The organism is Paenibacillus antri (assembly GCF_005765165.1).
Lineage (GTDB): Bacteria > Bacillota > Bacilli > Paenibacillales > YIM-B00363 > Paenibacillus_AE > Paenibacillus_AE antri.
On record NZ_VCIW01000016.1, the window covers coordinates 48140 to 75119 of the forward strand.

31 protein-coding genes are annotated in these 26980 nt (G+C 62.2%); 28 read left to right on the forward strand and 3 right to left on the reverse strand.

Features of this window, described 5'->3' with window-relative positions; all coding sequences use genetic code 11:
* Positions 1-11 precede the first annotated feature (11 nt).
* The 5 genes from FE782_RS21140 to kapB all read left to right on the forward strand — a co-directional run bounded on the left by FE782_RS21140 (position 12) and on the right by kapB (position 4369).
* The gene (locus FE782_RS21140; RefSeq protein WP_138196333.1) at positions 12-1640 is read left to right on the forward strand and encodes an Hsp70 family protein; all 1629 of its coding nucleotides are present in this window, start codon (positions 12-14) and stop codon (positions 1638-1640) included.
* Between the two features lie 22 nt (positions 1641-1662).
* Positions 1663-2721: a M42 family metallopeptidase gene (locus FE782_RS21145; RefSeq protein WP_138196334.1), complete on the forward strand. Its 1059-nt coding sequence runs from the start codon at positions 1663-1665 to the stop codon at positions 2719-2721.
* 6 nt (positions 2722-2727) lie between these two features.
* On the forward strand, positions 2728-3057 hold the full coding sequence (locus tag FE782_RS21150) for a thioredoxin family protein (RefSeq protein WP_138196335.1): 330 nt from the start codon (positions 2728-2730) through the stop codon (positions 3055-3057).
* A 75-nt stretch (positions 3058-3132) separates the two neighbouring features.
* The gene (locus FE782_RS21155; protein ID WP_138196336.1) at positions 3133-3975 is read left to right on the forward strand and encodes a DegV family protein; all 843 of its coding nucleotides are present in this window, start codon (positions 3133-3135) and stop codon (positions 3973-3975) included.
* 16 nt (positions 3976-3991) lie between these two features.
* Complete coding sequence (gene kapB, locus FE782_RS21160; protein WP_138196337.1) at positions 3992-4369, forward strand: kinase-associated lipoprotein KapB; 378 nt, start codon at positions 3992-3994, stop codon at positions 4367-4369.
* 124 nt (positions 4370-4493) lie between these two features.
* Here the strand turns inward: kapB and FE782_RS21165 are convergent, their stop codons facing one another.
* Positions 4494-5666, reverse strand: a complete 1173-nt coding sequence (locus FE782_RS21165; protein ID WP_439116446.1) for a M20 family metallopeptidase — start codon at positions 5664-5666, stop codon at positions 4494-4496.
* A 171-nt stretch (positions 5667-5837) separates the two neighbouring features.
* Between FE782_RS21165 and FE782_RS21170 the strand changes: the two genes are divergently transcribed.
* The 13 genes from FE782_RS21170 to FE782_RS21230 all read left to right on the forward strand — a co-directional run bounded on the left by FE782_RS21170 (position 5838) and on the right by FE782_RS21230 (position 18102).
* Positions 5838-6812, forward strand: coding sequence for a peptidylprolyl isomerase (locus tag FE782_RS21170; protein ID WP_138196338.1), 975 nt, complete (start codon positions 5838-5840; stop codon positions 6810-6812).
* 160 nt (positions 6813-6972) lie between these two features.
* Positions 6973-8322, forward strand: coding sequence for a GH1 family beta-glucosidase (locus FE782_RS21175; RefSeq protein WP_138196339.1), 1350 nt, complete (start codon positions 6973-6975; stop codon positions 8320-8322).
* Positions 8323-8428: 106 nt separating this feature from the next.
* Positions 8429-8896 (forward strand): hypothetical protein, encoded by a 468-nt coding sequence (locus FE782_RS21180; protein WP_138196340.1) that lies wholly within the window; start codon positions 8429-8431, stop codon positions 8894-8896.
* 21 nt (positions 8897-8917) lie between these two features.
* Positions 8918-9994: a M42 family metallopeptidase gene (locus FE782_RS21185; protein ID WP_138196341.1), complete on the forward strand. Its 1077-nt coding sequence runs from the start codon at positions 8918-8920 to the stop codon at positions 9992-9994.
* A 15-nt stretch (positions 9995-10009) separates the two neighbouring features.
* Positions 10010-11215, forward strand: a complete 1206-nt coding sequence (gene purT, locus FE782_RS21190) for a formate-dependent phosphoribosylglycinamide formyltransferase (protein WP_238392593.1) — start codon at positions 10010-10012, stop codon at positions 11213-11215.
* Between the two features lie 295 nt (positions 11216-11510).
* On the forward strand, positions 11511-12710 hold the full coding sequence (locus FE782_RS21195) for an ornithine--oxo-acid transaminase (protein ID WP_138196342.1): 1200 nt from the start codon (positions 11511-11513) through the stop codon (positions 12708-12710).
* 28 nt (positions 12711-12738) lie between these two features.
* On the forward strand, positions 12739-14292 hold the full coding sequence (gene pruA / locus FE782_RS21200) for an L-glutamate gamma-semialdehyde dehydrogenase (RefSeq protein ID WP_138196452.1): 1554 nt from the start codon (positions 12739-12741) through the stop codon (positions 14290-14292).
* Between the two features lie 19 nt (positions 14293-14311).
* Complete coding sequence (locus tag FE782_RS21205; protein WP_238392594.1) at positions 14312-15241, forward strand: proline dehydrogenase family protein; 930 nt, start codon at positions 14312-14314, stop codon at positions 15239-15241.
* 22 nt (positions 15242-15263) lie between these two features.
* A complete protein-coding gene (gene rocF / locus FE782_RS21210; RefSeq protein ID WP_439116447.1) occupies positions 15264-16172 on the forward strand; it encodes an arginase in 909 nt (302 codons plus the stop codon).
* 123 nt (positions 16173-16295) lie between these two features.
* Positions 16296-16952 (forward strand): SGNH/GDSL hydrolase family protein, encoded by a 657-nt coding sequence (locus FE782_RS21215; RefSeq protein WP_138196344.1) that lies wholly within the window; start codon positions 16296-16298, stop codon positions 16950-16952.
* Positions 16953-17042: 90 nt separating this feature from the next.
* Complete coding sequence (locus tag FE782_RS21220; RefSeq protein ID WP_138196345.1) at positions 17043-17240, forward strand: hypothetical protein; 198 nt, start codon at positions 17043-17045, stop codon at positions 17238-17240.
* 2 nt (positions 17241-17242) lie between these two features.
* Complete coding sequence (gene ytxJ, locus FE782_RS21225; RefSeq protein WP_138196346.1) at positions 17243-17584, forward strand: bacillithiol system redox-active protein YtxJ; 342 nt, start codon at positions 17243-17245, stop codon at positions 17582-17584.
* A 2-nt stretch (positions 17585-17586) separates the two neighbouring features.
* Entirely contained in the window at positions 17587-18102 is a 516-nt protein-coding gene (locus tag FE782_RS21230; RefSeq protein WP_138196347.1) for a metallophosphoesterase, read from the forward strand.
* A gap of 21 nt (positions 18103-18123) precedes the next feature.
* Here the strand turns inward: FE782_RS21230 and FE782_RS21235 are convergent, their stop codons facing one another.
* Positions 18124-18318 (reverse strand): uracil-DNA glycosylase, encoded by a 195-nt coding sequence (locus tag FE782_RS21235; RefSeq protein WP_138196348.1) that lies wholly within the window; start codon positions 18316-18318, stop codon positions 18124-18126.
* A gap of 121 nt (positions 18319-18439) precedes the next feature.
* Between FE782_RS21235 and FE782_RS21240 the strand changes: the two genes are divergently transcribed.
* Both FE782_RS21240 and FE782_RS21245 read left to right on the forward strand, forming a co-directional pair.
* The gene (locus FE782_RS21240) at positions 18440-19402 is read left to right on the forward strand and encodes a thymidylate synthase (protein WP_138196349.1); all 963 of its coding nucleotides are present in this window, start codon (positions 18440-18442) and stop codon (positions 19400-19402) included.
* Between the two features lie 14 nt (positions 19403-19416).
* Positions 19417-19908, forward strand: coding sequence for a dihydrofolate reductase (locus tag FE782_RS21245; protein WP_138196350.1), 492 nt, complete (start codon positions 19417-19419; stop codon positions 19906-19908).
* Positions 19909-19971: 63 nt separating this feature from the next.
* Here the strand turns inward: FE782_RS21245 and FE782_RS21250 are convergent, their stop codons facing one another.
* The gene (locus tag FE782_RS21250; protein ID WP_138196351.1) at positions 19972-20325 is read right to left on the reverse strand and encodes a hypothetical protein; all 354 of its coding nucleotides are present in this window, start codon (positions 20323-20325) and stop codon (positions 19972-19974) included.
* A gap of 154 nt (positions 20326-20479) precedes the next feature.
* Between FE782_RS21250 and FE782_RS21255 the strand changes: the two genes are divergently transcribed.
* The 8 genes from FE782_RS21255 to FE782_RS21290 all read left to right on the forward strand — a co-directional run bounded on the left by FE782_RS21255 (position 20480) and on the right by FE782_RS21290 (position 26950).
* On the forward strand, positions 20480-21379 hold the full coding sequence (locus FE782_RS21255) for a glucose 1-dehydrogenase (RefSeq protein WP_138196454.1): 900 nt from the start codon (positions 20480-20482) through the stop codon (positions 21377-21379).
* Between the two features lie 341 nt (positions 21380-21720).
* On the forward strand, positions 21721-22599 hold the full coding sequence (gene ehuB, locus FE782_RS21260) for an ectoine/hydroxyectoine ABC transporter substrate-binding protein EhuB (protein ID WP_202914580.1): 879 nt from the start codon (positions 21721-21723) through the stop codon (positions 22597-22599).
* 7 nt (positions 22600-22606) lie between these two features.
* Positions 22607-23260 carry an ectoine/hydroxyectoine ABC transporter permease subunit EhuC gene (gene ehuC / locus FE782_RS21265; protein WP_138196353.1) on the forward strand — a complete coding sequence of 218 codons (654 nt, stop codon included), beginning with the start codon at positions 22607-22609 and terminating at the stop codon, positions 23258-23260.
* 3 nt (positions 23261-23263) lie between these two features.
* Positions 23264-23926 (forward strand): ectoine/hydroxyectoine ABC transporter permease subunit EhuD, encoded by a 663-nt coding sequence (gene ehuD, locus FE782_RS21270; protein WP_138196354.1) that lies wholly within the window; start codon positions 23264-23266, stop codon positions 23924-23926.
* An 8-nt stretch (positions 23927-23934) separates the two neighbouring features.
* A complete protein-coding gene (gene ehuA, locus FE782_RS21275; RefSeq protein WP_138196355.1) occupies positions 23935-24750 on the forward strand; it encodes an ectoine/hydroxyectoine ABC transporter ATP-binding protein EhuA in 816 nt (271 codons plus the stop codon).
* A complete protein-coding gene (ectA, locus tag FE782_RS21280) occupies positions 24747-25247 on the forward strand; it encodes a diaminobutyrate acetyltransferase (protein ID WP_138196356.1) in 501 nt (166 codons plus the stop codon). The genes ehuA and ectA overlap by 4 nt, the downstream gene beginning before the upstream one ends.
* A gap of 12 nt (positions 25248-25259) precedes the next feature.
* Positions 25260-26570 (forward strand): diaminobutyrate--2-oxoglutarate transaminase, encoded by a 1311-nt coding sequence (ectB, locus tag FE782_RS21285; protein WP_439116448.1) that lies wholly within the window; start codon positions 25260-25262, stop codon positions 26568-26570.
* The gene (locus tag FE782_RS21290) at positions 26567-26950 is read left to right on the forward strand and encodes an ectoine synthase (protein ID WP_138196357.1); all 384 of its coding nucleotides are present in this window, start codon (positions 26567-26569) and stop codon (positions 26948-26950) included. Before ectB ends, FE782_RS21290 begins: the two co-directional genes overlap by 4 nt.
* Positions 26951-26980 lie beyond the last annotated feature (30 nt).

A 26980-nucleotide genomic window follows, 5' to 3' on the forward strand; every position in this document is an offset into this window, starting at 1 on the left:
AGGTACACCTTATGGATCCCTTGCTCGTCGGCATCGACTTCGGGACGACCAACAGCTCGGTGGCCGTGCTCGACCCGGTCCAGAACCGGGTACATATGAAACGATTGGACGAAGGCGAGACTCCCTACCTGATCCGCACGATCTTGTCGAAAGGCACGGAAGGCGATTGGATCATCGGCAATCAAGCGGCGGCGCTCGGCAAGCTGCGCGACCGTTCGGTGCTGTCGCTGAAGACGGAGCTTCGGCGGTCGCCGGACTTCAGCTTGCGCGTGGACGGCCAAGACGTGCCGCTCGTGGAATGCATCTCCCGATTTCTCATGGAGCTGCTCGACGAGGCCGGCATCCCCGAGCCGGAGTCGATCGACCGGCTGGCGCTCAGCGTGCCGGTCAACTACGACGATCGGCGCAAAGCGATCATGGAACAGGCGGCCGTCAACATCGGCGTCGAGCCGAGCCGCATCTGGTTCCTCGACGAGCCGGTATCCGTCTTATGGGATTGCCGCATCATCCCGTCGCGTTATGCGCTCGTCTTCGACTTCGGAGGCGGCACGCTCGATATGGCGATCATGGATAAAGAAGCGTCGGAGAAGCACCGGCAAGCGATCGTGCATCACCCGTACTTCGACCCGGACGACAACGACAGCAACCGGTACCACGGCAAGGTCGTGACGAAGCTCGGACTCGACCTCGGCGGGGACGATCTGGACGACTGTCTCGTGAAGCTGTTCGTCGAACGGGGCAAGGCGCAGGGCAATCCGGTGTGCGATTCGATCGCGCTCGAGCTGTTCGAGGATCCGGAGCGTCTCCATAAGCTGAAGTCGCATCCGCAGTACACGTTCTATCACCAGATGAAGTCGATCGCAGAGCAGGTGAAGCGCAGATTGTCGACCGAGGAATCGGTGACGGTAGACGTGCCGCCGCTCATGCCGGGCGTCGATCATGGCATCAAGGACGTGACGATCACGGCAGAGCAATTCTACCTCGCGACGGAGAAGCCGCGGGAGACGCTGATGAAAGGACTGACGGAGCTCGCCCGCAAGTTCAACGAGGCGACCCGGCTGACGCGCCGCGACATCGGAGCCGTCCTGTTGTCCGGCGGCAGCTCGCTCGTGCCGTTCGTGCCGGACGTGCTCGAGGAGCTGTTCCCGAACGCCCGCATCGTCTGGGACGAGGAGCATCTGCAGACGCGTATCGCGAGAGGCAACGCCCGGTACACGCGCAGCGAGGACGAGTGGATCGTCGGCGACGTCGTGAACGCTTCGATCGGCATCTATAACCATGCCGGCAAGGAGACGATCGAAATTATCGCGGCCGACGACACGTACCCGATCAAGAAGCAGAAGCGCGTCGCGACGACGAAGCCGAACCAGACGAAGATCGAGATCGCTCCGATGGTGAAGGCGCAGGGAAGCGACCGATACGAGCCGCTGCAGAAGTACGGCCGCCCGATTTTATGGCGCATGAACATCCGGGCGCATCCCGGCACGCACGACGTGAACCGGCTGACGATCACGTACGCGATCGACAAGTCGCAGCGGCTGCGCGTGTCCGCCTACGACAATCTGTTCAAGTCCGAGGTCGGCGTCGAGGAAGTCGAGCTGGCGGATTCGGGCTGGAACGTCCGATTGGATCGAAAATAACCCCGAAGGAGGGCGCATTCGCATGAACGAAACGACGCCGATCACCCCGCCGGACTACAACCGAGAGTATACGCTCGGGTGGCTGAAGCGGCTGCTGACGACCCCGAGCCCGACCGGGTTTACGCACGACATTTTGCGCCTGCTCGAGGAGGAAACCGCGAAGCTGGGCTTCCGCATGGAGCGCATCGCCAAGGGAGGCGGCTTCGTCCGCGTCGAAGGGACGTCGGGCGGTCCGGCGCTCGCCGTTACCGGCCACGTCGATACGCTCGGCGCGATGGTCCGCTCGGCGAACGCCGACGGTACGCTCCGATTGACGCTGCTCGGCGGGTATATGCTGCATTCGATCGAAAACGAATACTGCCTCGTCCATACCCGCGACGGAAAGACGTATTCCGGCACGATTCTGCCGATGAAAGCGTCCGTGCACGTATACGAAGACGCGCGCGATCAGAAGCGCAACGAGGAAAACTACGTCGTCCGTCTGGACGAGACGGTCTCGAGCAAGGAAGACGTCAAGGCGCTCGGCATCGAGACGGGCGACTATATTTCGTTCGACCCGCGCGCCGTCTTCCTCGATAACGGCTACATCAAGTCGCGTCATCTCGACGACAAGGCCGGCGTCGCCGCCATGTTCGCGCTGCTCGAAGCGATGTCCCGCACGGGCGCGAGGCCGCGGCGCGAGCTGATCTTTTTCTTTTCGAATTACGAAGAGATCGGCCACGGCTCGTCTTACGTCCCCGGCGGGGCGGAAGAGATGCTTGCGATCGACATGGGCGCGATCGGAGACGACCTCGCCTGCACGGAGCGGGACGTGTCGATCTGCGCGAAGGATTCGACGGGGCCGTACGATTACGAGATGACGAACCGGCTCGTCGCTCACGCGAAGCGGCTCGGACTCGGGTACGCCGTCGATATTTATCCGCGTTACGGGTCGGACGCGTCCGCCGCGCTGCGAGCCGGCCAGAACATCCGGGCCGCGCTGATCGGCCCGGGCGTCGCCGCTTCGCACGGGATGGAACGGACGCACGAGGACGCGATCCGGAGCACGTATGCGCTTCTGGCCGCCTACGCGCTGGAATAAACGCGGATGAGCGGACCGATGACCGACGTCGCCGAACAGGAGCTGATCCGCCGCAGGTGGAGCGGCGAAGCGCCGTTCGCCGTCTATTTCTATACGCCTTGGTGCGGGACGTGCCGATACGGCGAGAAGATGTTGACCGTCGTCCGGGCGATGGCGCCGGACGCGGCGATGTTCAAGGCGAACGTCAACTTCATGCCGGCCGTCGTGCAGGATTGGAAGATCGAGAGCGTGCCCTGCCTCGCGTTCGTCGAAGAGAAGCGCGTGACGGAGAAAGTGTATACGATGCGCTCGGTCGAGTTTTTGCTGGAGCGCGTCCGGGCGCGGTTGGGCATGTGACATTCATAACTTCCCGCGACGCGCGGGCCGATGCTATAATGGCACTACTTTTTCCGAAGAAAGCAGGACTCATCCATGACCTTACATATCATCACCGACGGCAGCTCCGATCTGCCGGAATCGATCCGCGACGCCTGGGGCATCCGCGTCGTGCCGCTCGGCGTTCGCTTCGGCGAAGCGGAGTTCGATTCGACGATGGCGTCGAGCGAATTTTACGCTCGGATGCGCGAATCGGAATCGCTTCCCCAGACGTCGAGCCCGGCGCCGCACGCGTTCATGGACGCATTTCGCGACGTCCCGGCGGGCGAACCGATCCTCGTCGTCGCTTTGTCGTCGCAGGTGAGCAGTACGTATCGACACGCGGTGCTCGCCAAGGAGATGTTCGAAGAAGAGCGTCCCGACGCCGGCCGCATCGAGGTGATCGATTCGAAGACGGCTTCGGCCGGGCTCGGGGGCATCGTCTATAAAGCGGCCAAGATGGCGAAGGACGGCGTCGGCGCGCGGGACATCGCGTCCGCCGTGAAGCGGCTCGCAGCCGAGACGCGCACGCACTTCGTCCTCGACACGTTGGAGAACGTTATTAAGGGCGGCAGACTCGACCGCGTCCGAGGCGCGGTCGCTTCGATGCTCAATATTAAGCTGCTGATGCACGCGAGCGAGCAGGGGGCCATCGAGGTGCTGGAGAAAGCTCGAGGCACGTCGAACGCGGTGAAGAAGCTGATCGACCGGATCGAAGACGCGAAGCACGAGGTAAGCGGCAAGCTGCTTGCCGTGGCTCACAGCAACTGCGAGGAGCGGGCGAAGGCGCTCGTGCGCGACATCTTGGCGCGCTACGACTTCGGGGAAGTCATCGTGTCGGACATGGGACCGGTCATCGGCACGTACGCGGGCGAAGGCGGATTATTGATATCGTATTAAGCGAGGAGGGACGGACATGAACGTCGGCGATTTGGTCGTCGCTCGGTATAAGAGCGGCGAATACGTGGGCGAGCTGATCCAGCTCGACCGGCCGAAGGCGAAGGTGCGGATGCTCGCCGTCCGCAAGCACCCGACGCAGGGCGATCTGCATCATCCGGAGCAGGCGGACGTCGCGTTCTTCCACGAGCGGCGGGCGTTGAGCTATCGCGAGGTGGCGAACGTCTTCGCCTCCGACCTGGAGCCGTACGACGGCGCGGAAGTGCCGGACTACCGAGCTTCGCTCGCTGAGGCGCTGGACGCCGAGATCGCGGCGATGGAGCGGCGCGGCGACGCGTTCGGGCGCCGCGCGCTGCTGGAGCTGGAGAAGCTGAAGCGGGACTACTTCGGGAATTAACCGAATTCGGCACGACATCCGCCTCTTCATCGAGAGGCGGATTTTTCATTTTCTCTAGGCGCGCAACGCAAAGCGACGCCGTCTCCGACGGGGGCGTCGGAAACGGCGTCGCTATAGCGTCGTCTTACTTCTTACTCGCTTGCTGTTCGAACTCGTCGCGAATCGCCTGAAGCTTCGACGGCGAGGACGCGCAGTCGTAGGCGGCAGCCGCAAGCGCCTTCGCGCCGAGCAGCATGCCTTGGAACGCCCGGTCCTTCATCGCGGCGTCCCGGAATTCGACCGTATGCAAGGCGAATTTCTCGTCGACGACCTGCACGTACGGATGAGCGGCGGGGCACTGCAGCGATACGTTGCCGAGATCTAGCGAACCGTGATCGTTGCCGCGCTGGATGCTCGCCTCCGGCACGCCGAGCGCGACGAGCGCCGCCGTGAACGCGTCGGACAACGTCTCGTTCGTCCGCAGCTCGTCGTACGAAAACTCGTAGTTCGAGATCGTCAGCGAACAGCCCGTAGCGAGGGCGGCGCCCTCCGCGACGCGCTTCACCTTCTCCACCAGCTCATTGGTGTACGCCCGCGTCCCGGCTCGCACATAGAAGTCCGCGCACGCATAGTCGGGGATGACGTTCGGCGCCTTGCCGCCGTTCGTAATGACGCCGTGAATGCGCGCGTCGGCCTTCGTCTGCTGCCGCAGCGCGTTGATGCCGTTGAACAGCTGGATGACCGCGTCGAGCGCGTTAATGCCGTCCTCCGGATTGGCGGCGGCGTGCGCCGACCGGCCTCGGTATTCGAAGCGAAGCGCGTCCATCGCCATGGACGACCCGGACTTCTCGTATGCGTAATACGGATGCGCCATCAGCGCGAAGCTGCAATCGCGGAACATGCCGGCTTCGGCCATAAGCACCTTAGCGCCTTTGGTTTCTTCGGCGGGCGTGCCGTAGACGCGAATTTTGCCGCCGAAGTCGTCGAGCGCAGCCGCGAGGCCTGCCGCAGCCGCAACGCTCATCGAGCAGATGAGATGATGGCCGCAGGCGTGGCCGATGTCCGGCAAGGCATCGTATTCGGCAAGGAACGCGACGGTCGGGCCGGGCTTTCCGGAATCGAGCTCCGCGACGAATGCGGTCGGAAGGCCGAGCGTATGGCGCTCGATCCGGAAGCCGAAGCTCTCGAGCGCTTCGGTCAGCGTTTCGAACGCGAAAAACTCCTCGTTGCCGAGCTCGGGCCGGTTGCCGATCGCGTTGGCGATGCCGCGGATCCGGGGGGCGATCTCGTCGATTCGGGAGAGAATGGAAGAATTCAATTGCAACATTCCTTTCGTCAATCGAGTCTGAATCGTGAAGCGTTTTCTACGGAATTATAGCATATTATGGGTCGGATTTCCGATCCGCCGGAAGACGGGGAGCTAGTATTGGACAAACGTTCTCGATTGTGGCACGATTGAGAATGGGAACGAACTATAGGAGGATGAACGATGTCAGAGAATCAGAAGCCCGTATCCGGCCAAGGTAACGGCGGAGCGGCAGGGGGCAAAGGGAAAATCATTCTGCCATGGGTATTGTTCGCGGCGACCGCGATCGGCTTCGGCGCGTACGCGATCGTACAAGCGAACCAATCGAACGTCACGACGGGCAACGTGGGCGAGGAAGCGGTCGCGACGGTCGACGAAGAGAAGATCACGGCGAACGAGCTGTACCAGACGATGCTGAAGCAAGTGGGGCCGCAAGCGGTCGACCAGCTGATCCTCGAGCGGCTCATTAACCGCGAAGCGGCGAAGCAGAAGATCGAAGTGTCCGACGCGGACATTAACGCGGAGCTCGATAAAATAAAAGCGAACTTCCCGGACGAAGCGACGTTCAATCAGCAGCTCGAATCCGCCGGCTTCACGCTCGACACGCTGAAGGAGCAAATCCGCCCGCAGGTGCAGCTGACGAAGCTGGTCGAGCCGCAGATCGAAGTGACGGACGAAGAGCTTCAAACGTACTACGACGAGAACAAGGCGCAATACGAGACGCCGGAGCAAGTGCGCGCGTCGCACATCCTGGTCGAGACGAAAGAAGAAGCGGAAGCGCTGCTTGAGCAGATCAAGGGCGGAGCGGACTTCGCGGAGCTCGCGAAGGAGCATTCGAAGGACGGCAGCGCGGCGCAAGGCGGCGATCTCGATTTCTTCGGCAAGGGCCAGATGGTCGCTCCGTTCGAAGAAGCGGCGTTCGCGCTCGAGATCGGCGAGGTCAGCGGCGTTGTCGAATCCCAATTCGGCTTCCACATCATTAAGGTGACGGATAAGAAGGCGGCTGCGACGGCGACGTTCGACGAGAAGAAAGAGGAAATCCGCGAGACGGTATTCCAACAGAAGCTCAACGAGCGGACGTCGGCTTACGTCGAAGAGCTGCGTTCCGCGGCGAAAATCGAAAATTCCCTCGCGACGGAAGAGACAGCCGCTTCCTAAGCGCAGGATTAGAAAAACCGACGGTCCGCCGTCGGTTTTTCTACGTTTTCCATGGAAAAACGCAAAAAATCAGTGATCTGCCGCATACTAATTTCCTGCAGACGCGCTTATGCTTGATGGGATGGGCAGGAAACGACGAACAGGAGAGGGGAACGGCTGCATGACGATATTTCGATTTCCGGACGGCTTCCGATGGGGGGCGGCGACGGCGTCATACCAAATCGAAGGCGCCGCGCGCGAGGACGGCCGCGGACCGTCCATCTGGGATACGTTCTCGCATACGCCGGGCAACGTAGCGAACGGCGATAACGGAGACGTCGCCTGCGACAGCTACCATCGGTACGCGGAAGACATCAAGCTTCTGAAGGAGCTCGGCATTAAGCATTACCGTTTCTCCGTTGCGTGGCCGCGCATCTTCCCGGCGGGGCGGGGCGAGGTCAATGCGAAGGGATTGGCGTATTATCACGATTTCGCGGACAAGCTTCTGGAGGCGGGCATCGAGCCGTACTGCACGCTGTACCACTGGGACTTGCCGCAAGCGCTTCAGGACGAGGGCGGCTGGAACAACCGCGAGACGATCGACGCGTTCGTCGAATACGCGACGCTCATGTATAAGGAATTCGGCGGGAAAATCAAACATTGGATGACATTCAACGAGCCGTGGTGCGTGTCGTTCTTGTCCAACTTCCTCGGCGCGCACGCCCCGGGCTACCGCGATCTGCAGCTGGCCGTGAACGTAGCGCATCATTTGCACGTGGCGCACGGCCGCGCGGTGAAGGCGTTCCGCGAGAGCGGCGCTCCCGGTCGGATCGGCTATGCGCCGAATACCGAGTGGAACGAGCCGTATTCTTCTCGCCAAGAAGATATCGACGCCTGCCGACGGGCGACGGGATGGTTCGTCGAATGGTTTTTCGATCCGGTGTTCAAGGGCGAGTATCCGGACTTTCTCGTGGAGACGTTCGCGAAGCGCGGCGTGACGGTGCCGATCGAGCCGGGCGACATGGAGACGATTCGACAGCCGATCGACTTCGTCGGCATCAATTATTATACGGGCCGCGTCGGACGGTACAAGGAAGGCGAGTTCTTGTTCGACTGCGAGGCGATCGACGTCGGCTACGAGAAGACGGACATCGGGTGGAACATCTATCCGGAGGGCTTCTATAAGGTGCTGACGTACATTCGCGACCGGTACGGCGACATCCCGCTGCTCATTACGGAGAACGGCGCCTGTTACAACGACGAGCCCGGCGCGGACGGCCGCGTTCGCGACGACCGGCGGATCGCGTATTTGCGGAAGCATCTCATCGCGCTGCAGCGAGCGATTCACTCGGGCGTCAACGTCGTCGGCTACTTGACCTGGTCGCTCATGGACAACTTCGAATGGGCGGAAGGGTACGGCATGCGGTTCGGCTTGATCCACGTCGATTACGACACGCTGGCGCGCACGAAGAAGAACAGCTATTACTGGTATAAGCATGTGGCGGAGACGAATTGGCTCGACATTCGTTGAACTCGAGGAAGGCGCGGCGACGCGCCTTCTTTTTCTATTGTCCGCGCGGGCATGGTATAATGAGGAACGTATTTCGGAAAAGACTTTCGCGAAAGGCGGGAATTCCATGTCCTTGCGAGAGATGCAGGTCGTGCCGGGCGAATGGCTCGAGCGGCGCATCGAGGAGGTTCGCGAGCTGGAGGCGTCCGAGACGGAACGATACGGAATCGTGAAGGACGAGGAAACCGGAGAACACTATTTGCATTATCGATACATACACCGGGACGTCGCGGCCGGCGGCGCCGAGTCCGCGTATCATCAGCTCATGCCGCTCGAGACGGACGAAGTGCTGGATCTGATGTTCAACGGAGCCCCGTACCGGTATCCGGAGGCGTGGCGGCGGGCGTATTTGCGTAACGGACCGAACGATCGATACGTCTGGTTCGACCCCGCGCCGGCGTTGGAAGTGGACGAGGGCGAACGGGAGGCGGAGCGCATCCGGAAGACGTTGCTGGAATTCAAGCGTCAAGGGTCGTACGACCCGAAGGACGTGGAGCGGCTGCTCCGCGAGTTGGATTCGAACGATGAAGACTGATCACGGTAAGGAGAGATTCGCGTGAACGAACAGACGTTGTCGTTATTCAGGACTTTAACCGAGATGGCGGGGGCGCCCGGCTTCGAGCAGGACGTCCGCCGCTTCCTGCGCGAGCGGCTGACGCCGCTGTCCGAAGAGATCGTGACGGACCGCATCGGCAGCTTGTTCGGGAAGAAGACGGGACAAGCGGACGGTCCGGTCGTCATGGTCGCCGGCCATATGGACGAAGTCGGCTTCATGGTGACGGGCATTACGGAGAAGGGCATGGTGAAGTTCGCGGCGCTCGGCGGCTGGTGGAGTCAGGTGCTGCTCGCTCAGCGCATGCAGATCGCGACGAAGCGCGGTCCGATCGTCGGCGTCGTCGGCTCGACTCCGCCTCATCTGCTCGACGAGGCGACGCGGAACAAGCCGGTCGATATCGGACATATGTTCCTCGACATCGGCGCGGACGATCGGGCGGACGCGGAGGCGCTCGGCGTCGTCGTCGGCCAGCCGATCGTGCCGATCTGCCCGTTCACGCCGCTCGCCAATCCGAAGAAAATTATGGCGAAGGCGTGGGACAATCGGTACGGCGTCGGACTTGCGATCGAGCTGATGGAGGCGCTGCAAGGCGTCTCGCATCCGAACGTCGTGTACTCGGGCGCGACGGTGCAGGAGGAGATGGGGCTGCGCGGGGCGGAGACGGCGTCCCGCTTGATCGATCCCGACATCGCCTTCGTATTGGACGCCAGCCCGGCGAACGACGCGTCCGGCGACAAGTCCGCGTTCGGTCAGCTCGGCAAGGGCGCGCTGCTGCGCGTCATGGATCGAACGATGATCACGCACCGGCTCATGGTCGAGTACGTGCGGGATACGGCGGAGACGCACAAGATCCCGTATCAATATTTCATCTCGCCCGGCGGCGGGACGGACGCGGGACGCGTGCACTTATCCGGCACAGGCGTACCGACGGCGGTCGTCGGCATTCCGGCGCGTTACATTCATACCGCCGCCGCGATCGTCCATGTGGACGATTACGCGGCCGCGAAGGAATTGCTTGCGAAGCTCGTCACGTCGTGCGACCGCTCCACGGTCGAGACGATCGTGCGTAACGAATAGGGGGAACGGAGTCGGATGGAACAAGAGATGGAGAAGCCGAGATACAAGCCGTACGGCTCGCCGCTGTCGAGCGGCGCGCGCAAGATGATGCTGCTCGGGTCCGGCGAGCTCGGCAAAGAGGTCGCGATCGAGGCGCAGCGTCTCGGCGTCGAGACGATCGCGGTCGATCGGTACGAGGGGGCGCCGGCGTTCGCGGTGGCGCACCGCTCGTACGTCGTTAACATGCTGGACGGCGCGGCGCTTCGGGAGGTAATCGAACGGGAGAAGCCGGACCTGATCGTGCCGGAGATCGAAGCGATCGCCACGCCGACGCTCGTCGAGCTCGAGCGAGAAGGCTACGTCGTCGTGCCGACGGCGAACGCCGCCCGCTTGACCATGGACCGCGAGGGCATTCGCCGGTTGGCCGCGGAGACGCTCGGCTTGCCGACGGCGAAATACGCGTTCGCCGATTCGCTGGACGAGCTTCGCGCCGCAGTGGCGGAGATCGGAACGCCATGCGTCGTTAAGCCGATCATGAGCTCGTCCGGCAAGGGACAGTCCGTCTGCAAGACGCCGGACGACGTCGACGCGTGCTGGAACTACGCGATGGAGGGAGGCCGCGCGAAGCGGGCGCGCGTCATCGTGGAGGAGTTCATTCGGTTCGACTCCGAGATTACGATGCTGACCGTACGCTCGGTGTCGGGCACGACGTTCTGCGCGCCGATCGGGCACGTGCAGAAGGACGGAGACTATATCGAATCGTGGCAGCCGCACGGCATGTCCGAATCGCAAGTGCTAGAGTCGCAGCGGATCGCGAAGACGGTGACGGACGCCTTGGGCGGCTACGGCTTGTACGGCGTCGAGCTGTTCCTCGCGCCGGACAAGGTGTACTTCAGCGAGGTGTCGCCGCGGCCGCACGATACGGGGCTCGTCACGCTCGGCACGCAGGACTTGTCCGAATTCGCGCTGCACGTCCGCGCGATTCTGGGCTTCCCGGTGCCGACGATCCGGCTCCTGACGCCTGGCGCGTCTCGGACGCTGAAGGCGGTCGACGGCCGGACCGACTTCGTCGTCGCCGGCGTCGATCGCGCTCTCGGGCTGCCGAATACGCAGGTGCGCGTGTTCGGGAAGCCCGAGACGCTGCCCGGACGGCGGATGGCCGTCGCGATCGCGACCGCGGATACGGTCGAGGACGCTCGCGCCGTCGCGGGCGACGCGGCGGGGCTGCTGCGGATCGAGTGACAACGAATCGAATCCAATGACTGATAGGACCGTCACGACGGAAGCGAAAGCTGCGTCGAGGCGGTCTTTTTTTGCTTCGTTACGGGAGGAGGCGCGATGGTTCAAGAGCTCCTTCTGCCGGATTTCCTTGGCTCCGCCGAATAAGCTCGAAAACTTCGCCGACGGTCATGCCGAACTTGTCGCCGGTTTCGCCGAATCTCATGGGATTGGTTCGCCCGGTATTGACGTATGATAACAGTATATGGCATTGCTCGCGACACAGCTTCGGACCAACTGACAGAAGGAGGCGCAGCTCTTGAAGGCGTCGCAAACGATCATCGAGACGACCGAGCGGATCGGGGCGCACAATTATCACCCGATACCGGTAGTGGTCGAGCGCGCGGAAGGCGTGTGGGTATACGATCCGGAAGGCAACCGGTACATGGATATGCTCAGCGGCTACTCCGCGCTCAATCAAGGACATCGTCACCCGAAAATCATTCAAGCGTTGAAGGACCAGGCCGACAAGGTGACGCTCACGTCGCGCGCGTTTTATAACGAACCGATGGCCCGGTTTTACGAGCGGCTGTCGGCGTTCACCGGCAAGTCGACGATCCTGCCGATGAATACCGGTGCGGAAGCGGTGGAGACCGCGCTGAAGGCGGCGCGGCGATGGGCGTACGACGTGAAGAAGGTGCCGGACGACCAAGCCGAAATCATCGTCGCGAGCGGCAACTTCCACGGGCGGACGATCACCGTGACGTCGTTCTCCTCCGACCCGGCGTACCGCCGCGGCTTCGGCCCGTTCACGCCGGGCTTCCGCATTGTCCCCTACGGCGATCTCGAGGCGCTGCGAAGCGCCGTGACGGCGAACACGGCCGCGTTCCTCGTCGAGCCGATTCAAGGCGAAGCGGGCATCGTCATCCCGCCGGAGGGCTATCTTCGCGACGCCGCGAGCCTCTGCAAAGCGCAGAACGTCCTGCTGCTCGCGGACGAAATTCAAACCGGCTTCGGCCGTACCGGCCGCAAATTCGCATGCGATTGGGAAGGCGTGACGCCGGACATGTACATCATGGGCAAGGCGCTCGGCGCGGGCGTCCTGCCCGTGTCGGCGGTCGCGGCCGACGCCGGCGTTCTCGGCGTCTTCGACCCGGGCTCGCACGGCTCTACGTTCGGCGGTAATCCGCTCGCCTGCGCGGTCGCCGTCGCGGCGCTCGACGTCATCGAGGAGGAGCGTCTCGTCGAGAGGTCCGCGACGCTGGGCGACAATTTCCTGAAGCGGCTTCGCACGTTGAAGCATCCCGACATCCGCGAGGCGCGAGGCCGGGGCCTCCTTATCGCGCTCGAGATGAAGTCGCAGGCAAGACCGTATTGCGAGGCGCTCAAGGAGCTTGGCTTGCTGTGCAAGGAGACGCACGAGAACGTCATCCGCTTCGCGCCTCCGCTCACCGCGACGCCCGAAGAGCTGGACTGGGCGTTCGAACGGATCGAGCAAGCGTTGTCCGCAACGTCCTAAACCAAGAGAGGAGAGAATCGTCATGACTATGATTCCATACACGCCGGAGCCGTTCACGGATTTCTCGAACCCGAAGGAAGCGCAGGGCTTCGAAGAGGCGCTCGCGAAGGTGCGAAGCGAGCTAGGTCTCCAGGTGCCGCTCGTCATCGGCGGACAGCGCATCGCCACGGAGCAGACGAGCGCGTCGATCAATCCGTCCCGTTACGGCGAAACGGTCGGCGTCGTCGCGAAGGCGGACCGGACGCACGCGGAACAGGCGATCCAAGCCGCGCACTACGCGTACAAGGTCTGGTCTCGGGTATCGCCGGAGGCGCGCGCGACGGTCCTGTTCAAGACGGCGGCCATTCTGCGGCGGCGCAAGCATGAATTCAGCGCTTGGCTCACCGTCGAGGCCGGCAAGGTGCGAGCCGAGGCGGACGCGGATACGGCGGAAGCGATCGACTTTATGGAATATTACGGACGGCAGATGATCGCGCTCGCGAAGAAGTCCGACGACTTGCTCGTGCCGATGCCGGGCGAGCATAACCGCCTCGAATACATCCCGCTCGGCGTCGGCATCGTCATCCCGCCGTGGAACTTCCCGCTTGCGATCATGGTCGGCATGACCGTCGCGTCGATCGTCGCCGGCAATACCGTCGTCTTGAAGCCGGCGAGCACGACGCCGGTCATCGCGTACAAGTTTTACGAGATGCTGGAGGATGCGGGACTGCCGCCGGGCGTCATCAACTTCGTGCCGGGCAGCGGCGCGGAAATCGGCGATTTTCTCGTAACGCATAAGCTGACGCGGTTCATTGCGTTCACCGGCTCGAGAGACGTGGGTCTCCGAATCCACGAGCTGTCCGCGAAGCAAAGCGAAGGCCAGATTTGGCTGAAGCGGTATATCGGCGAGATGGGCGGCAAGGATTCGATCGTCGTCGACCGCGATGCGGATCTCGAGGCGGCCGCGCAGGCGATCGTCGCTTCGGCGTTCGGCTTCTCGGGGCAGAAGTGCTCCGCGTGCTCCCGCGCGATCGTGCATCAAGACGTCTACGACGAAGTGCTCCGACGAACCGTCGAACTGACGCGTCCGCTGAAGGTCGGCGACGCCGCCGACCACGGGAACTACACGGGACCGGTCGTCGACCGATCGGCGTACGAGAAAATTCTGGAATACGTCGAAATCGGAAAAGGGGAAGGCCGTCTCCTGACCGGCGGCGGAACGCCCGAAGCGGATCGCGGCTACTTCATCGAGCCGACGATCTTCGCCGACGTCGAGCCGAACGCGCGGCTGATGCAGGAAGAAATTTTCGGCCCCGTGCTTGCGTTCTCGAAGGCGACCGACTTCGATCATGCGCTCGAAATCGCGAACAATACGGAATACGGGCTGACCGGCTCCGTGTTCACTCGGAATCGCGCGCACATCGAACGGGCGCGGCAGGAGTTCCACGTCGGAAATTTATATTTCAATCGTAAATGTACGGGCGCCATCGTCGGCGTACATCCGTTCGGCGGCTTTAACCTGTCGGGCACCGACTCGAAGGCGGGAGGACCGGACTACTTGCTGCAATTCGCGCAGCTGAAGCTCAGCTCGGAGAGACTGTAACGAAAGCGGGGAGAGGCGGATGTCGTGGGATTCGTTCATGCGCGGCGCGGTACTCACGGTGGCGGGGAACGCGGGGATTCGGACGTTCTTCCAGAAGTACGGCATGCGGCTCGGGGTCGCCCGGTTCGTCGCGGCGGAGCAGCTGGAGGAGACGCTGGAGGCGGTGGAGCGACTCAATAAGCAAGGGCTCTTGGTCACGCTCGATTACTTGGGCGAGAGCGTAAGCGAGCAAGCGCTGGCGGAGGAGGCGGCCGAGCAAACCGTCCGCGTCCTGCGAGCGATCTACGAACGGAAGCTGAACTCGAACGTGTCGGTGAAGCTGACCCAGCTCGGATTGCAGATCGATCCGGCGCTGTGCGAGACGCTGATGACGCGCATCTTGAACGAAGCCGAACGAACGAGAAATTTCGTGCGCATCGACATGGAGGACTCGCCCGTCACGCAGGTCACGATCGACTTGTTCCGCAAGCTCCTCTCGCGGTACGGCCGGAAACGGGTCGGACTCGTGCTGCAGGCATACTTGTACCGAACGGAGGAGGACCGTCGCCGGCTCGGCGCGCTCGGGGCGAACCTGCGCATCGTGAAAGGGGCGTATAAGGAGCCTAAGGAAATCGCCTATCCGGAAAAGAAAGACGTCGACGAAAACTACGTTCGCCTCGTGGAAGCGCATATGAGTCAAGGCTGCTATACGGCCGTAGCCACGCACGACGAGCGGATCATCGAGAAGACGATCCGTTTCGTCCAAGAACGAGGCATCGATCGGGAGCGATTCGAGTTCCAAATGCTGTACGGCATCTCGACGTCCTTGCAGCTTAGGTTGGCGCAGGAAGGGTACCGGGTTCGCGTGTACACCCCGTTCGGGGAGGCGTGGTATCCGTACTTTACGCGCCGCATCGCGGAGCGTCCCGCGAATTTATGGTTCGTAATGAAAGGGATGTTCCGCTCGTGAACGGAATCGGAAGGAGGAAAGCTTGGTGGCGAAAACGAAAGACATCTCCTTGATCGGCGTCCCGATCGATCTGGGCGCGGATCGCCGCGGCGTCGATATGGGCCCGAGCGCGCTGCGGGTCGCGGCCATCGAATCGCGCCTCGCGTCGCTCGGCTATACCGTGCACGACGAAGGCGATTTGGTCGTTCGGAGGCCGAGCGGGTACGGCGCGTTCGGTCCGAAGCTGAAGTTTCTGGAGGAAATCGGCGCCGTCTGCGACGAGCTGCATCGGAACGTCTCGTCCGCGATGGAGCGCGGGCGGTTCCCGCTCGTGCTTGGAGGCGACCATAGTCTCGCTTTCGGATCGATTTCGGGGGTGCTGCAGCATAAGCGGAGCGTCGGCGTCATTTGGTTCGACGCGCATGCCGACTTGAATACCGACGAGACGTCGCCGTCCGGCAACATTCACGGCATGTCGCTCGCGCTGGCGCTCGGCATCGGGCATCCGAAGCTGACGGCGATCGGAGGCGTCGACAAGAAGATCGACCCGTCGAAGGTCGTGATCGTCGGCGCGCGGTCCATCGACCCGGGCGAGAGGAAGCTCATTAGGGAGCTGGGGATCAAGGTGTTCTCGATGCACGACATCGATCGACTCGGCATGACGCGAGTGATGGAGGAGACGATCGACATCGTCCGGGACGGCACCGACGGCGTGCATCTCAGCCTCGATCTGGACGGACTCGATCCGGAGGAGGCGCCCGGCGTCGGAACGCCGGTTATCGGAGGGATGACGTACCGCGAAGGGCATCTGGCGATGGAGCTGTTATCGGAGGCGGGCTGCGTCGTCAGCATGGATATCGTCGAGGTGAACCCGATTCTGGATCATCGGAATAAGACCGCGCTCGTCGCGGTGGAACTCGCCGCGTCGCTGCTCGGCGAGCGGATATTATAACGGCCTCCGGCCGCGGTCCCAAGCCGCGGCGATTTTTTTTCAAAAAAAATGGGCGGGAAACAAGCCCATTTTTCCCGGTCCTGAATAACATGGAGTAAAGTTCTGGGCTTGGGGGAATCAGCTATGACGAAACCGATCAAGATGACCGCCGTCGGAGACTCGCTGACGTTCGGCACCGGAGCGCCGGCAGAGAAAGGCTTCGTCTGGGTCTTGCAAGACTTATGGCGTTCGATGCAGCCGCTTGACGTCGCGCACCGGAATTACGGCGTCGTCGGGGCGACGACGGCGGAGACGCTCGAGCGGCTGCTTACGAACGGTGAGCTGCGACGCGCGGTCGCGTCGGCCGACGTCGTCACGTTGACGGCCGGAGGGAACGACCTGATCCGGGCGGCCATGCGGATGTACATTCAAGGCGAAACCCGGTCGATGAAGCCGGGGATGCGCGCGTTCGCTTTCGCCTATAAGGATCTCCTCGGCGAGCTCGTCGCGGTGCACCGTACGATGGAGCGGGACGCCCGCATCGTCGTGACGGATTGCTATAACCCGTTCCCGCAGGTGCGCGACGCCGTCCTGTGGATCAACTTCGTCAACCGCTGCATCTATCGCAACGCGGCTTCCTACGGCGGCAAGGTGCTCGTGGCGCGGTCGTACGACGCGTTCCTCGGACGCGAGGCTCATCTGTTCGCCGACGACGGCGTCCACCCGAACGAGCGGGGCCATCGAATTCTCGCGGAATGCGTCGCGGAGGCGCTGTCGCCGTTCCTAGAGGGCTTGCGGTAGAGGCTTCCCCGTTTCGTTGAAAAGCGACGCCGGATTGCCTACAATAAGAGAAGATTCGCAATCCGGCTCGACCGGTGGGGGGAACGAGGAATGGCGGACATCCGAACGGCGGAGCCGCGCAACGCGGACGTCGTCCCGCCTTGTCCGATCTGCGGCTTCTCAATGAAGTGGTGGATGGCCAAGTGGAAATGCTTCAACTGCGGCCAATGGAGCGGCTGCTGCGGAGACGAGACGAGCGATCCCGGCGGGTTATGGTGCGACGCGCCGAATATTCGAAAGGACGGATGAACATGACGACATATCGCGAAATTACGACGGAAGCGGAATGGGCGGCGGCGTTCGAGGCGTCGGCGGACAAGCCGGTTCTCGTGCTGAAGCATAGCACGCGTTGCCCGGTGAGCAGCGCGGCGCTGGAGGAATACGAGGAGTACTTGAAGGACAAGCCGGCGGAGGGCGTCGACTACGTGCTGGTGAAGGTGATCGAGGCGCGACCGGTCTCGAACAAGATCGCGGAGGATCTCGCGGTGAAGCACGAGTCGCCGCAGATGATCTTGGTGAAGGACAAGTCGAAGTACTGGGCGACGTCCCACTGGTCCGTAACGAAGAAGCATATGCAAGCGGTGCTCGACTAACGATGAGCGCGCCGTTACGGATCGGGGTCGTCTCCGACACCCATATGTTTTCCCGCGGCGCGAAGCTTCCGAATCTTCTCGTCGAAGGCCTGCGCGGCGTCGACTTGCTGCTTCACGCCGGCGACTTCACCGACCCGGCGGTCGTGCCGCTGCTCGAGGCGGTCGCGCCGCTGGAAGCGGTCGCGGGCAACAACGACGGCATAGACATCGTGCGCCGCTTCGGGTTTCGCAAAATCGTGGAAGCGGGCGGGCGCCGGATCGGCCTCGTTCACGGCCACGACGGACCCGGCCGATCGACGGAAGCCAAGGCGGCGATCAGCTTTCGGGACGACCCCGTCGACATCGTCGTATTCGGCCATTCGCATGTGCCGTATTACGAGATGTCGCCGGACGGGGTGCTGCTGTTCAACCCCGGCTCGCCGACGGACAAGCGGCGGCAGCCGCGGTATTCGTACGGACTGATCGAAATCGGGGAGCGGATCGAAGCGGCGCATCGGTATTACGACGACAAAGCATGAAGCCTCCGTGCGCGGAGGCTTTTACTTTTTCGCCGGGGGCTGGACGAATTTCTCTTCGTATTGCAAGCAAGGCCGCCCGGAAGACGATAACACCGTGACGCTGGGCATCTGTCTCGTCTTGAAGCCGTAGGCTCTGCAGCCTCGCGGGTACTGCGGCTCCCAGGTCACGTAATAATGGCGGCACTTCATGCAGTTGATTCGGTTCGATTCGGTCATGCGTCGTTCCTCGCGATTCTATTTTGTATAACTTATTTTAATAGAGCGTTCCGGCTCTGTCTACGAGGATGCGATGTGTTATAATGTGGGGATGAACATCCAAGTCCGGAGGGAAACCATGATGAGCGCCAGCGAAAACGAATATCTATCTCTACTGAAACATCTTCTCGAGAGAGGCGATCGGAAGGGAGACCGGACGGGCACGGGCACGATCTCTTCGTTCGGGTACCAGATGCGGTTCGATCTGAACGAAGGCTTTCCGCTCCTGACGACGAAGCGCGTCTCCTTCAAGCTGATCGCCAGCGAGCTGCTCTGGTTCATTAAAGGCGACACGAACATCCGTTATTTGCTGCAGCATAAGAACAATATTTGGAACGAGTGGGCGTTCAAGAAGTGGGTCGAGAGCGAGGAATACGCGGGTCCGGACATGACGGATTTCGGTCTGCGCGCCCCCCGCGACGAAGCGTTCAACGCGCTGTATCAGGCCGAGATGGAGTCGTTCAAGCGGCGGGTGCTCGAGGACGACGGCTTCGCGGCGAAATACGGCGATCTCGGCAACGTGTACGGGAAGCAATGGCGCCGGTGGGAGACGTCGCGGGGCGAGACGATCGATCAGTTGAAGAACGTGATCGAGGAAATCAAGCGCAATCCCGATTCGCGCCGCCTGATCGTGTCCAGCTGGTCGCCGGAGGACGTCGCCCCGCAGCGGGCCGCGCTTCCGCCTTGCCATACGCTGTATCAATTTTACGTCGCCGACGGGAAGCTGTCCTGCCAGCTGTACCAGCGAAGCGGGGATACGTTCCTAGGCATCCCGTTCAACATTGCGAGCTACGCGCTGTTGACGCATCTCGTCGCGAAGGAATGCGGCCTCGCCGTCGGCGACTTCGTGCATACGATCGGGGATGCGCATATTTACATGAATCATCTCGATCAAATCGCGATTCAACTCGAACGCGAGCCGAGGCCGCTGCCGACGCTGCGGCTGAACCCCGAAGCGCGCTCCGTGTTCGACTTCGACATGGACGACCTCGAGCTGATCGGCTACGACCCGCACCCGGCGATTAAAGCGCCTGTAGCGGTGTAAGGAGGCGAAGGAACATGGCGGTGGAAATCGCGCTCGTCGCGGCGATGGACGAGCACCGGATCATCGGACGGGACAATAAGCTGCTCTGGCGCTTGCCGGAGGATATGAAGTTCTTCCGGAAAATCACGAAGGGTAACCCGCTCGTTATGGGCAGGAAGACATACGAATCGATCGGACGGCCGCTCCCGGGGCGCCGGAACATCGTGCTGACGCGGGATCCGAACTTCTCCGCCGAAGGCGTCGAGACGGCCGATTCGGTCCAAGCGGCGCTCGCGATGACGGCGGACGCGAGCCGGTTGTGCGTCATCGGCGGAGGCGCCGTCTACGAAGCGTTCCTGCCGATCGCGAACGCGATGTATGTGACGCGGATCGAACACGTCTGGGACGGCGATACCGCCTTCCCGGCGTGGAACGACGAGGAGTGGAACGTCGTCTGGGAGCAACCGGGGCCGATGAATACGGCCAATCCGTACGCATATCGGTTTCTCGAATATCGCAGGAAATAACGCGAAGGACCGTACGAGGATCGGCATCGAAGATCGATGCGAATCGTCGCACGGTCCTTTTTTTTAATACCGCCGTCTGCGGCTCATGCGTTCGATCGCCGAACGGTGCGCGAAGTATTCCGGGATCGCGATCAGCCCCCCGGCGAGCAGCGCGGCGACGGCGCTGACGTACGCTCCCTCGAATAGGTATTGGGCGAGGTAGATGCCGGCAGCCGCCACGGCCCAATCGGCGGCCGTCGTAAGCCATAACGTGCCCCGCCGCAGCATCGCCGACTCCATGAAGAGACCGACGGCGGCCAGCGCGAGGCCGATCAGGACGATGGACCAAGCCGTCGGGAAAAACAAGTCCGCCATCATAACGTCGGCTAAGCCGACGAGCGCAGGGACGAGCAGAAACTTAATAAGCAGCATAAACAATGGAATTCCCCCCAGTCGGAAATTGACTTATTATGCTGTATTGCCTTTTCTCGCCGCCGTTATGCACGCCGCTTCCCGAGAACCGTTCCGGACCGTTGCGAATATATTGGGGTAAACGCCTATGTTGACAGGAGGCGCCGTCCAGGAGGAAGGCATGTATCCGGTATATACGTACATCGGGAAAGAAACGAAATGCGAGGAAGCGCCGATCGCGTTCCCGCCGCAGCATCAGCCGCGGCAGCCCGGCTTCGAAGCCGCGATGGCGCCGCGTCCGATCGCGGAGAACCCGTATTATACGCCGTCGGGGAAGCTGCGCGGCAAGACCGCGATCATCACGGGGGGAGATTCCGGCATCGGCCGCGCGGTCGCTTACGCGTTCGCGAAGGAAGGGGCGAACGTCGTCATCGTCTACCTCGACGAGCACGAAGACGCCGAGGAGACGGCGCGCCGGGTGCGCGAGATCGGCGGCGGTTGTCTCGCGATCGCCGGCGACGTCCGACGTTCCGCGTTCGCGGCGGAGGTCGCGCAGCGGACGCTGCAGACGTTCGGCGCGATCGACGTCTTGATCAATAACGCCGCGTACCAGCCGTATCAACCGACGATTCTCACGCTCAGCGACGAACAGCTGGAGGCGACGTTCCGGACGAATATGTTCGCCTACTTTTACTTCGCGCGGGCCGTCGTCCCGTACATGAAGCGCGGCAGCGCGATCGTCAATACGGCGTCGGTCGTCGCATACAACGGCAACAAGGAACTGCTCGATTACTCCGCGACGAAGGGGGCGAACGTCTCCTTCACCCGCTCGCTCGCGCTGCAGCTGGCGGAGTACGGCATCCGCGTGAACGCGGTGGCGCCGGGGCCCGTTTGGACGCCGCTCACCGCCGCGACGTTCCCCGCGAACGCGATGAAGCAATTCGGCACCGATACGCCGATGCGCCGGGCCGCGCAGCCGTACGAACTCGCGCCGGCTTACGTGTTTTTGGCGTCCGACGACGCGAGCTACGTCACCGGGCAGACGCTGCACGTGAACGGCGGCATGATGAGCGGATCATAAGATTTTGGGTGTTGGCAGAGCCTCCTGAGAAGGGGGCTCTTTTCTTTTCGGGGAGGGAAGCGATCGATTAACGAAAATCCGATAGAAAGCGAATCTTGGAAGGCATTGGCAGGACCATAGAGGAGATGGGAGGAAAAAGGAGTATTCATCGCATAATTTTCCGTGAGCGGACATGAGAGCGCTTGAGCCGGATATATGGAGGGATATGCAGGGTGAGCATCCACTGGAAGTATGTTACCATTTGGAATGTCCATAAGGATTGGTTATAAATCCTGCGCTTGTCTTTCAAGGGAGTCATACATAAGTGGGGTTTATAAAATTCAATTTTCAGGAGGTTGCTTGTGGGAAAAGGGAAAAAGTGGATCGGGTTGTTGTTGAGCGCGGCGTTGATTACGGTGACGGCGGCGTGCAGCCAGACGACCGGCGCCGGCGAGACGTCTACGCTGGAACGAGCGAAGGCGGAGGGGAAAATCGTCATCGGCTTCGCGAACGAAAATCCGTACGCCTACGAGACGGCGGACGGCACGTTGACGGGCGAAGCGGTCGAGGTCGCCAAGGCGGTGTTCGCGGAGCTGGGAATCGACGAAGTGGAAGGCAAGCTGGTCGACTTCGGTTCGCTCATTTCGGGGTTGCAAGCGCAGCAATTCGACGCGATTACGGCGGGCATGTTCGTGAACCCGGACCGATGCGCCCAAGTGGCGTTCGCGGACCCGGAATACCGCGTCGGCGAGGCGCTCGGCGTCAAACCGGGAAATCCCAAAAACTTGCGCAGCTACGAGGATATCGCCGCCGACAAGAGCGCGAAGGTCGGCGTCATGGTCGGCGCGATCGAGATCGAATACTTGAAGACCGCCGGCGTCGCGGACGACCAGATCGAGATCCTGAACGATCAGCCGGCCGTCGTCGCGGCTTTGAACGCGGGGACGATCGATGCGGTCACGATGACGGGACCGTCGCTGCAGGCGTTCATCGACTCCGGCCAAGCGACGGAGCTCGAGCGGGTGGCCGATTTCAAACAGCCGGTCGTGGACGGCGAGGAAGTGTGGGGCTACGGCGCGACGGCGTTCCGTCTTGGCGACGAGGCGTTCGCGGAAGCGTTCAATGCGGAGCTGAAGAAGCTGAAGGACAGCGGCCGCTTGCTCGAAATCATCGGCGAGTTCGGATTCACGGAAGCCGAGCTGCCGGGCGAGATGACGGCGGCGCAGCTCTGCGGGGAATAACGAACCGATGCCGGCGCCATTCGATCTGCTTCCCTTATTCGGGAAGGGCATCCTCGTCACGCTGCAGCTCGCGGCCGCTTCGGCGGCGCTGGCGTTCGTCGTCTCGTTCGTCGCGGGGTTGAGCCGACTTTCGAAGCTGCGAGTTCTGCGCTGGGTAACGGCGGGGTACGTGGAGACGTTCCGAGGCTCCTCGCTGCTGGTGCAGATGTTCTGGTTCATGTACGCCTTCTCGATTTTGTTCGAGATGCGGAGCATGCCGCCGTTCCTCGCCGGAGCGCTCGCGATCGGTCTCAACTACGGCGCGTACGGCTCGGAGATCGTCCGAAGCGCGGTGAAGGCGGTGCCGAAGGGACAGACGGAGGCGTCGGTCGCGCTCAACTTCACGGCGTTCCAGCGGATGAGGCTCGTGATCCTGCCGCAGGCGTTCCGGATGATGCTCCCGTCCTTCGGCAATTTGCTTATCGAGCTGCTCAAGGCGACGTCCCTCGCTTCGCTCATTACGATCGGCGACATGACGTATCGGGCGAACGTCATCAATAACACGTTATACCGAACGGAAGAAATTTACTTGATTCTGCTGCTTTTGTACTTTGTCATCGCGTATCCGCTGCTGCGTCTGACCCGGTGGTACGAACGGAACGCGTCGGCGGGGAGGTCGTAGCGCATGGCGGAAAAATGGAGCTGGACCGCGGTTTCCGAGCTGCTCCCGTTGCTGCTCGAGGGCGCGAAGACGACGGTGATCATTACGATCGCAGGGTTTCTCGTCGCGGGGCTCTTCGGCTTGCTGTTCGCGATGCTGCGCAGATCGCCCTCGAAGATCGTGTCGAAGGCGAGCGGGGTCGTCATCGATTTCATCCGGTGCACGCCGCTGCTCGTACAGGCGTTCTTCCTATACTTCGCGCTGCCGGAAATCATTCATGTCCGCATCGATAAATACGCCGCCGGCATCGCGGCGCTCGGGCTGCACTACGCGACTTACTTGTCGGAGGTATACCGCGCGGGCATCGACAATGTGCCGAAGGGGCAGTGGGAAGCGTCTCGGGCGTTGAATTTCGGCAAGGCGCAGACGTGGCTGCGGATCGTGCTGCCGCAGGCGATCCCGCCGATCGTGCCGGTGATGGGCAATTATTTCATCATGATGTTCAAGGAGACGCCGATTCTGATCGTCATCGCATTGCCGGAGATGCTGCTGCAAGCGAAGCTGTACGGCTCGGCGAATTTCCGATACATCGAGGCGTATACGATGGTCGGACTCATATTTTTATTGCTCAGCTTGCCGTCCTCCTATCTGTTCCGCCGGTTGGAGACGAAGCTGAATCGGAGGTGAGAGGTACTATGACAACGTCCCCTATCGTGACGTACCGCGGCGTCGAGAAGAGCTTCGGCGATCTCGCGGTGCTGCGAGGCGTCGACCTCGACATCTACCCAGGGGAAAAGGTGGCCGTCATCGGACCGAGCGGGTCCGGAAAGACGACGATCGCAAGGCTGCTCATGACGCTGGAAGAGCCGACGGCGGGCACGATCGAAGTCGACGGCGAACCGCTCTGGCAGGAGCGCCGCGGAGGGCAAACCGTCCGGGCGAGCGAAAAGCATCTGCATCGGCTCCGGAGCAGCATCGGCATGGTGTTTCAGCATTTCAATCTGTTTCCGCATATGACGATTCTCCGGAATTGCATGGAGGCGCCCGTGCACGTGCTCGGGCTGAGCAAGGCGGAGGCGAAGGCGCGCGCGATCCGGATGCTCGAGAAGGTCGGCCTCGCGGATAAAGTCGACGCGTATCCCGCGCAGCTGTCCGGCGGCCAGAAGCAGCGCGTGGCCATCGCCCGAGCGCTCGTCATGAAGCCGAAGATCATGCTGTTCGACGAGCCGACGTCCGCGCTCGATCCGGAGCTCGTCGGGGAGGTGCTGAGCGTCATCGCGGAGATCGCCGCGGAAGGCGAGATGGCGATGCTGCTCATCACGCACGAGATGGCGTTCGCGCGGGACGTCGCCGACCGCGTCGTCTTCTTCGACGAAGGCCGCATCGTCGAGGAGGGGCCGCCCGAGCGGATCTTCGACGCGCCGGAGAGCGAACGGCTGCGGACGTTCCTGCAGCGGTTTCGAGGGCAGCCGGAGGCGTTGCTGGGAGCGAAGGAGGTTGCCGTTCAATGATGTTGGAAGAGGTCGACATTCGCCCGCCGTCCGAGCGGGACGGGGGCGACATGTGGCGCGCCGCGCGGGATGCCGGCACGCTCGACGTGAATACGCCTTACAGCTATCTCTTGCTCGGGAAGCATTTCGGCGGGACGTGCGCGGTGGCGAAGCGGGGAGGAAAGACGGTCGGCTTCGTAACCGGGTTCCGCCCTCCGGGGAAGCCGGACACCTGGTTCGTCTGGCAAATCGGGGTGGATGCCGAGGCGCGTGGGCAGGGAATCGGGCGCCGACTGCTGGAACACGTGCTCGGCCGTTCGGACAATGCGGACATCCGCTATCTGGAAGCGACCGTGTCGCCGTCGAACGCGGCGTCGCGTTCCTTATTCTTCGGCTTGGCCCGAAGTCTCGGGCTGGATTGCGAAATTTCGGCAGGGTTCCCCGCGGAGCTGTTCCCGGACGGGGCGCACGAGAAAGAGGAGTTGTATCGGATCGGACCGTTCACATACCAACCATAAGGGGATGAGTTCATGAGTATGCAAACGTTGGCGAAGACGGAATCGTCGTTAGACATCTTCGAGAAGCTGGAATCCGAGGTACGCAGCTACTGCCGGGGGTTCCCGACGCTGTTCGCGAAGGCGCGCGGATACACGCTCTGGGATGCGGAAGGGACGGCGTATCTCGATTTTTTCGCCGGCGCCGGCGCGCTAAACTATGGGCATAATCACCCGGCGCTGAAGGAGCGGCTCGTTCGATATATTATGGACGACGGCGTGACCCACAGCCTCGACATGGCGACCGAGGCGAAACGTCGGCTGCTCGCGACGTTCGACGAAGTCGTGCTTCGTCCTCGGAAGCTGGACTACAAGATCATGTTCCCGGGACCGACGGGCACGAACGCGGTCGAAGCCGCCTTGAAGCTGGCGCGCAAGGTGAAGGGGCGTCAGACGATCCTGAGCTTTACGAACGGGTTCCACGGCATGACGCTCGGCTCGCTGGCCGTGACGGGCAACGGCTTCAAGCGCGGCGGCGCCGGCGTGCCGCTGACGAACGCCGTATCGATGCCGTTCGACGACTACTTCGGCGACGCCACCGATACCGCGGCTTATATCGAACGCCTCCTCGAGGACGGCGGCAGCGGCATGGAGATGCCGGCGGCGGTCATCGTCGAGACGGTGCAGGGCGAAGGCGGGCTGAACGCCGCGTCGTTCGGATGGCTGAAGCGCATCGAGGCCATCTGCCGGAAGTTCGACATGCTGCTCATCGTCGACGACATTCAAGTCGGCTGCGGCCGGACCGGCACGTTCTTCAGCTTCGAGCCGGCGGGCATCCGGCCGGACATCGTGACGCTGTCGAAGTCGATCGGAGGCTACGGACTGCCGCTCGCGCTGACGCTGTTAAAGCCGGAGCTCGATGTCTGGTCGCCGGGCGAGCACAACGGCACGTTCCGCGGCAACAACCTGGCGTTCGTGACGGCGGAGGCGGCGCTGCGGGAATATTGGTCGGACGGCGCATTGGAGGCCGAGACGATCCGCAAGAGCGAGCGGATTCGAACGTTCCTGACGGATATGATCGAGAAGTACCCGGCGCTGCAAGGCGCGCATCGGGGGAGGGGCTTCATTCAAGGCATCGCCTGCGGCGCCGCCGAGCTGGCGGGCGACGTATGCAAGGAGGCGTTCGCCCGGGGCGTTATCATGGAGACGTCCGGTCCGAGCGACGAAGTGTTCAAGCTGCTGCCGCCGCTCATTATCGACGACGAAGGACTCGCCGACGGCTTCGCGCGCATCGAGGCGGCGATCGCCGCGGCCGTCGCCAAGCGAAAGGGGAGCGAACGCGAATGATCGTAAGAAACTTGAAGACGATTCAAGGCACGGAGCGAGACGTGAAGGCGGAGACTTGGGAGAGCCGAAGGCTCGTCCTGAAGGACGACGGCGTCGGATTTTCCTTGCACGACACGGTGATGTACGCCGGAACCGTTACCGACATGTGGTACAAAAACCATATCGAAGCGGTGTATTGCATCGAAGGCGAAGCGACGCTGCTAGATCGGGAAACGGGGGAGACGTACGAGATCGTTCCCGGAACGATGTATTTATTGAACGCGCACGACAAGCACCGGATCGAAGTGAAGAAGGATATGCGCGTCGTCTGCGTGTTCAATCCCCCGTGCACGGGGCGAGAGACGCATGACGAGGAAGGGGCTTATCCGCTGCTTACCTAGCGAGGGCAAATCATTTTCGGTAAAGGAGAG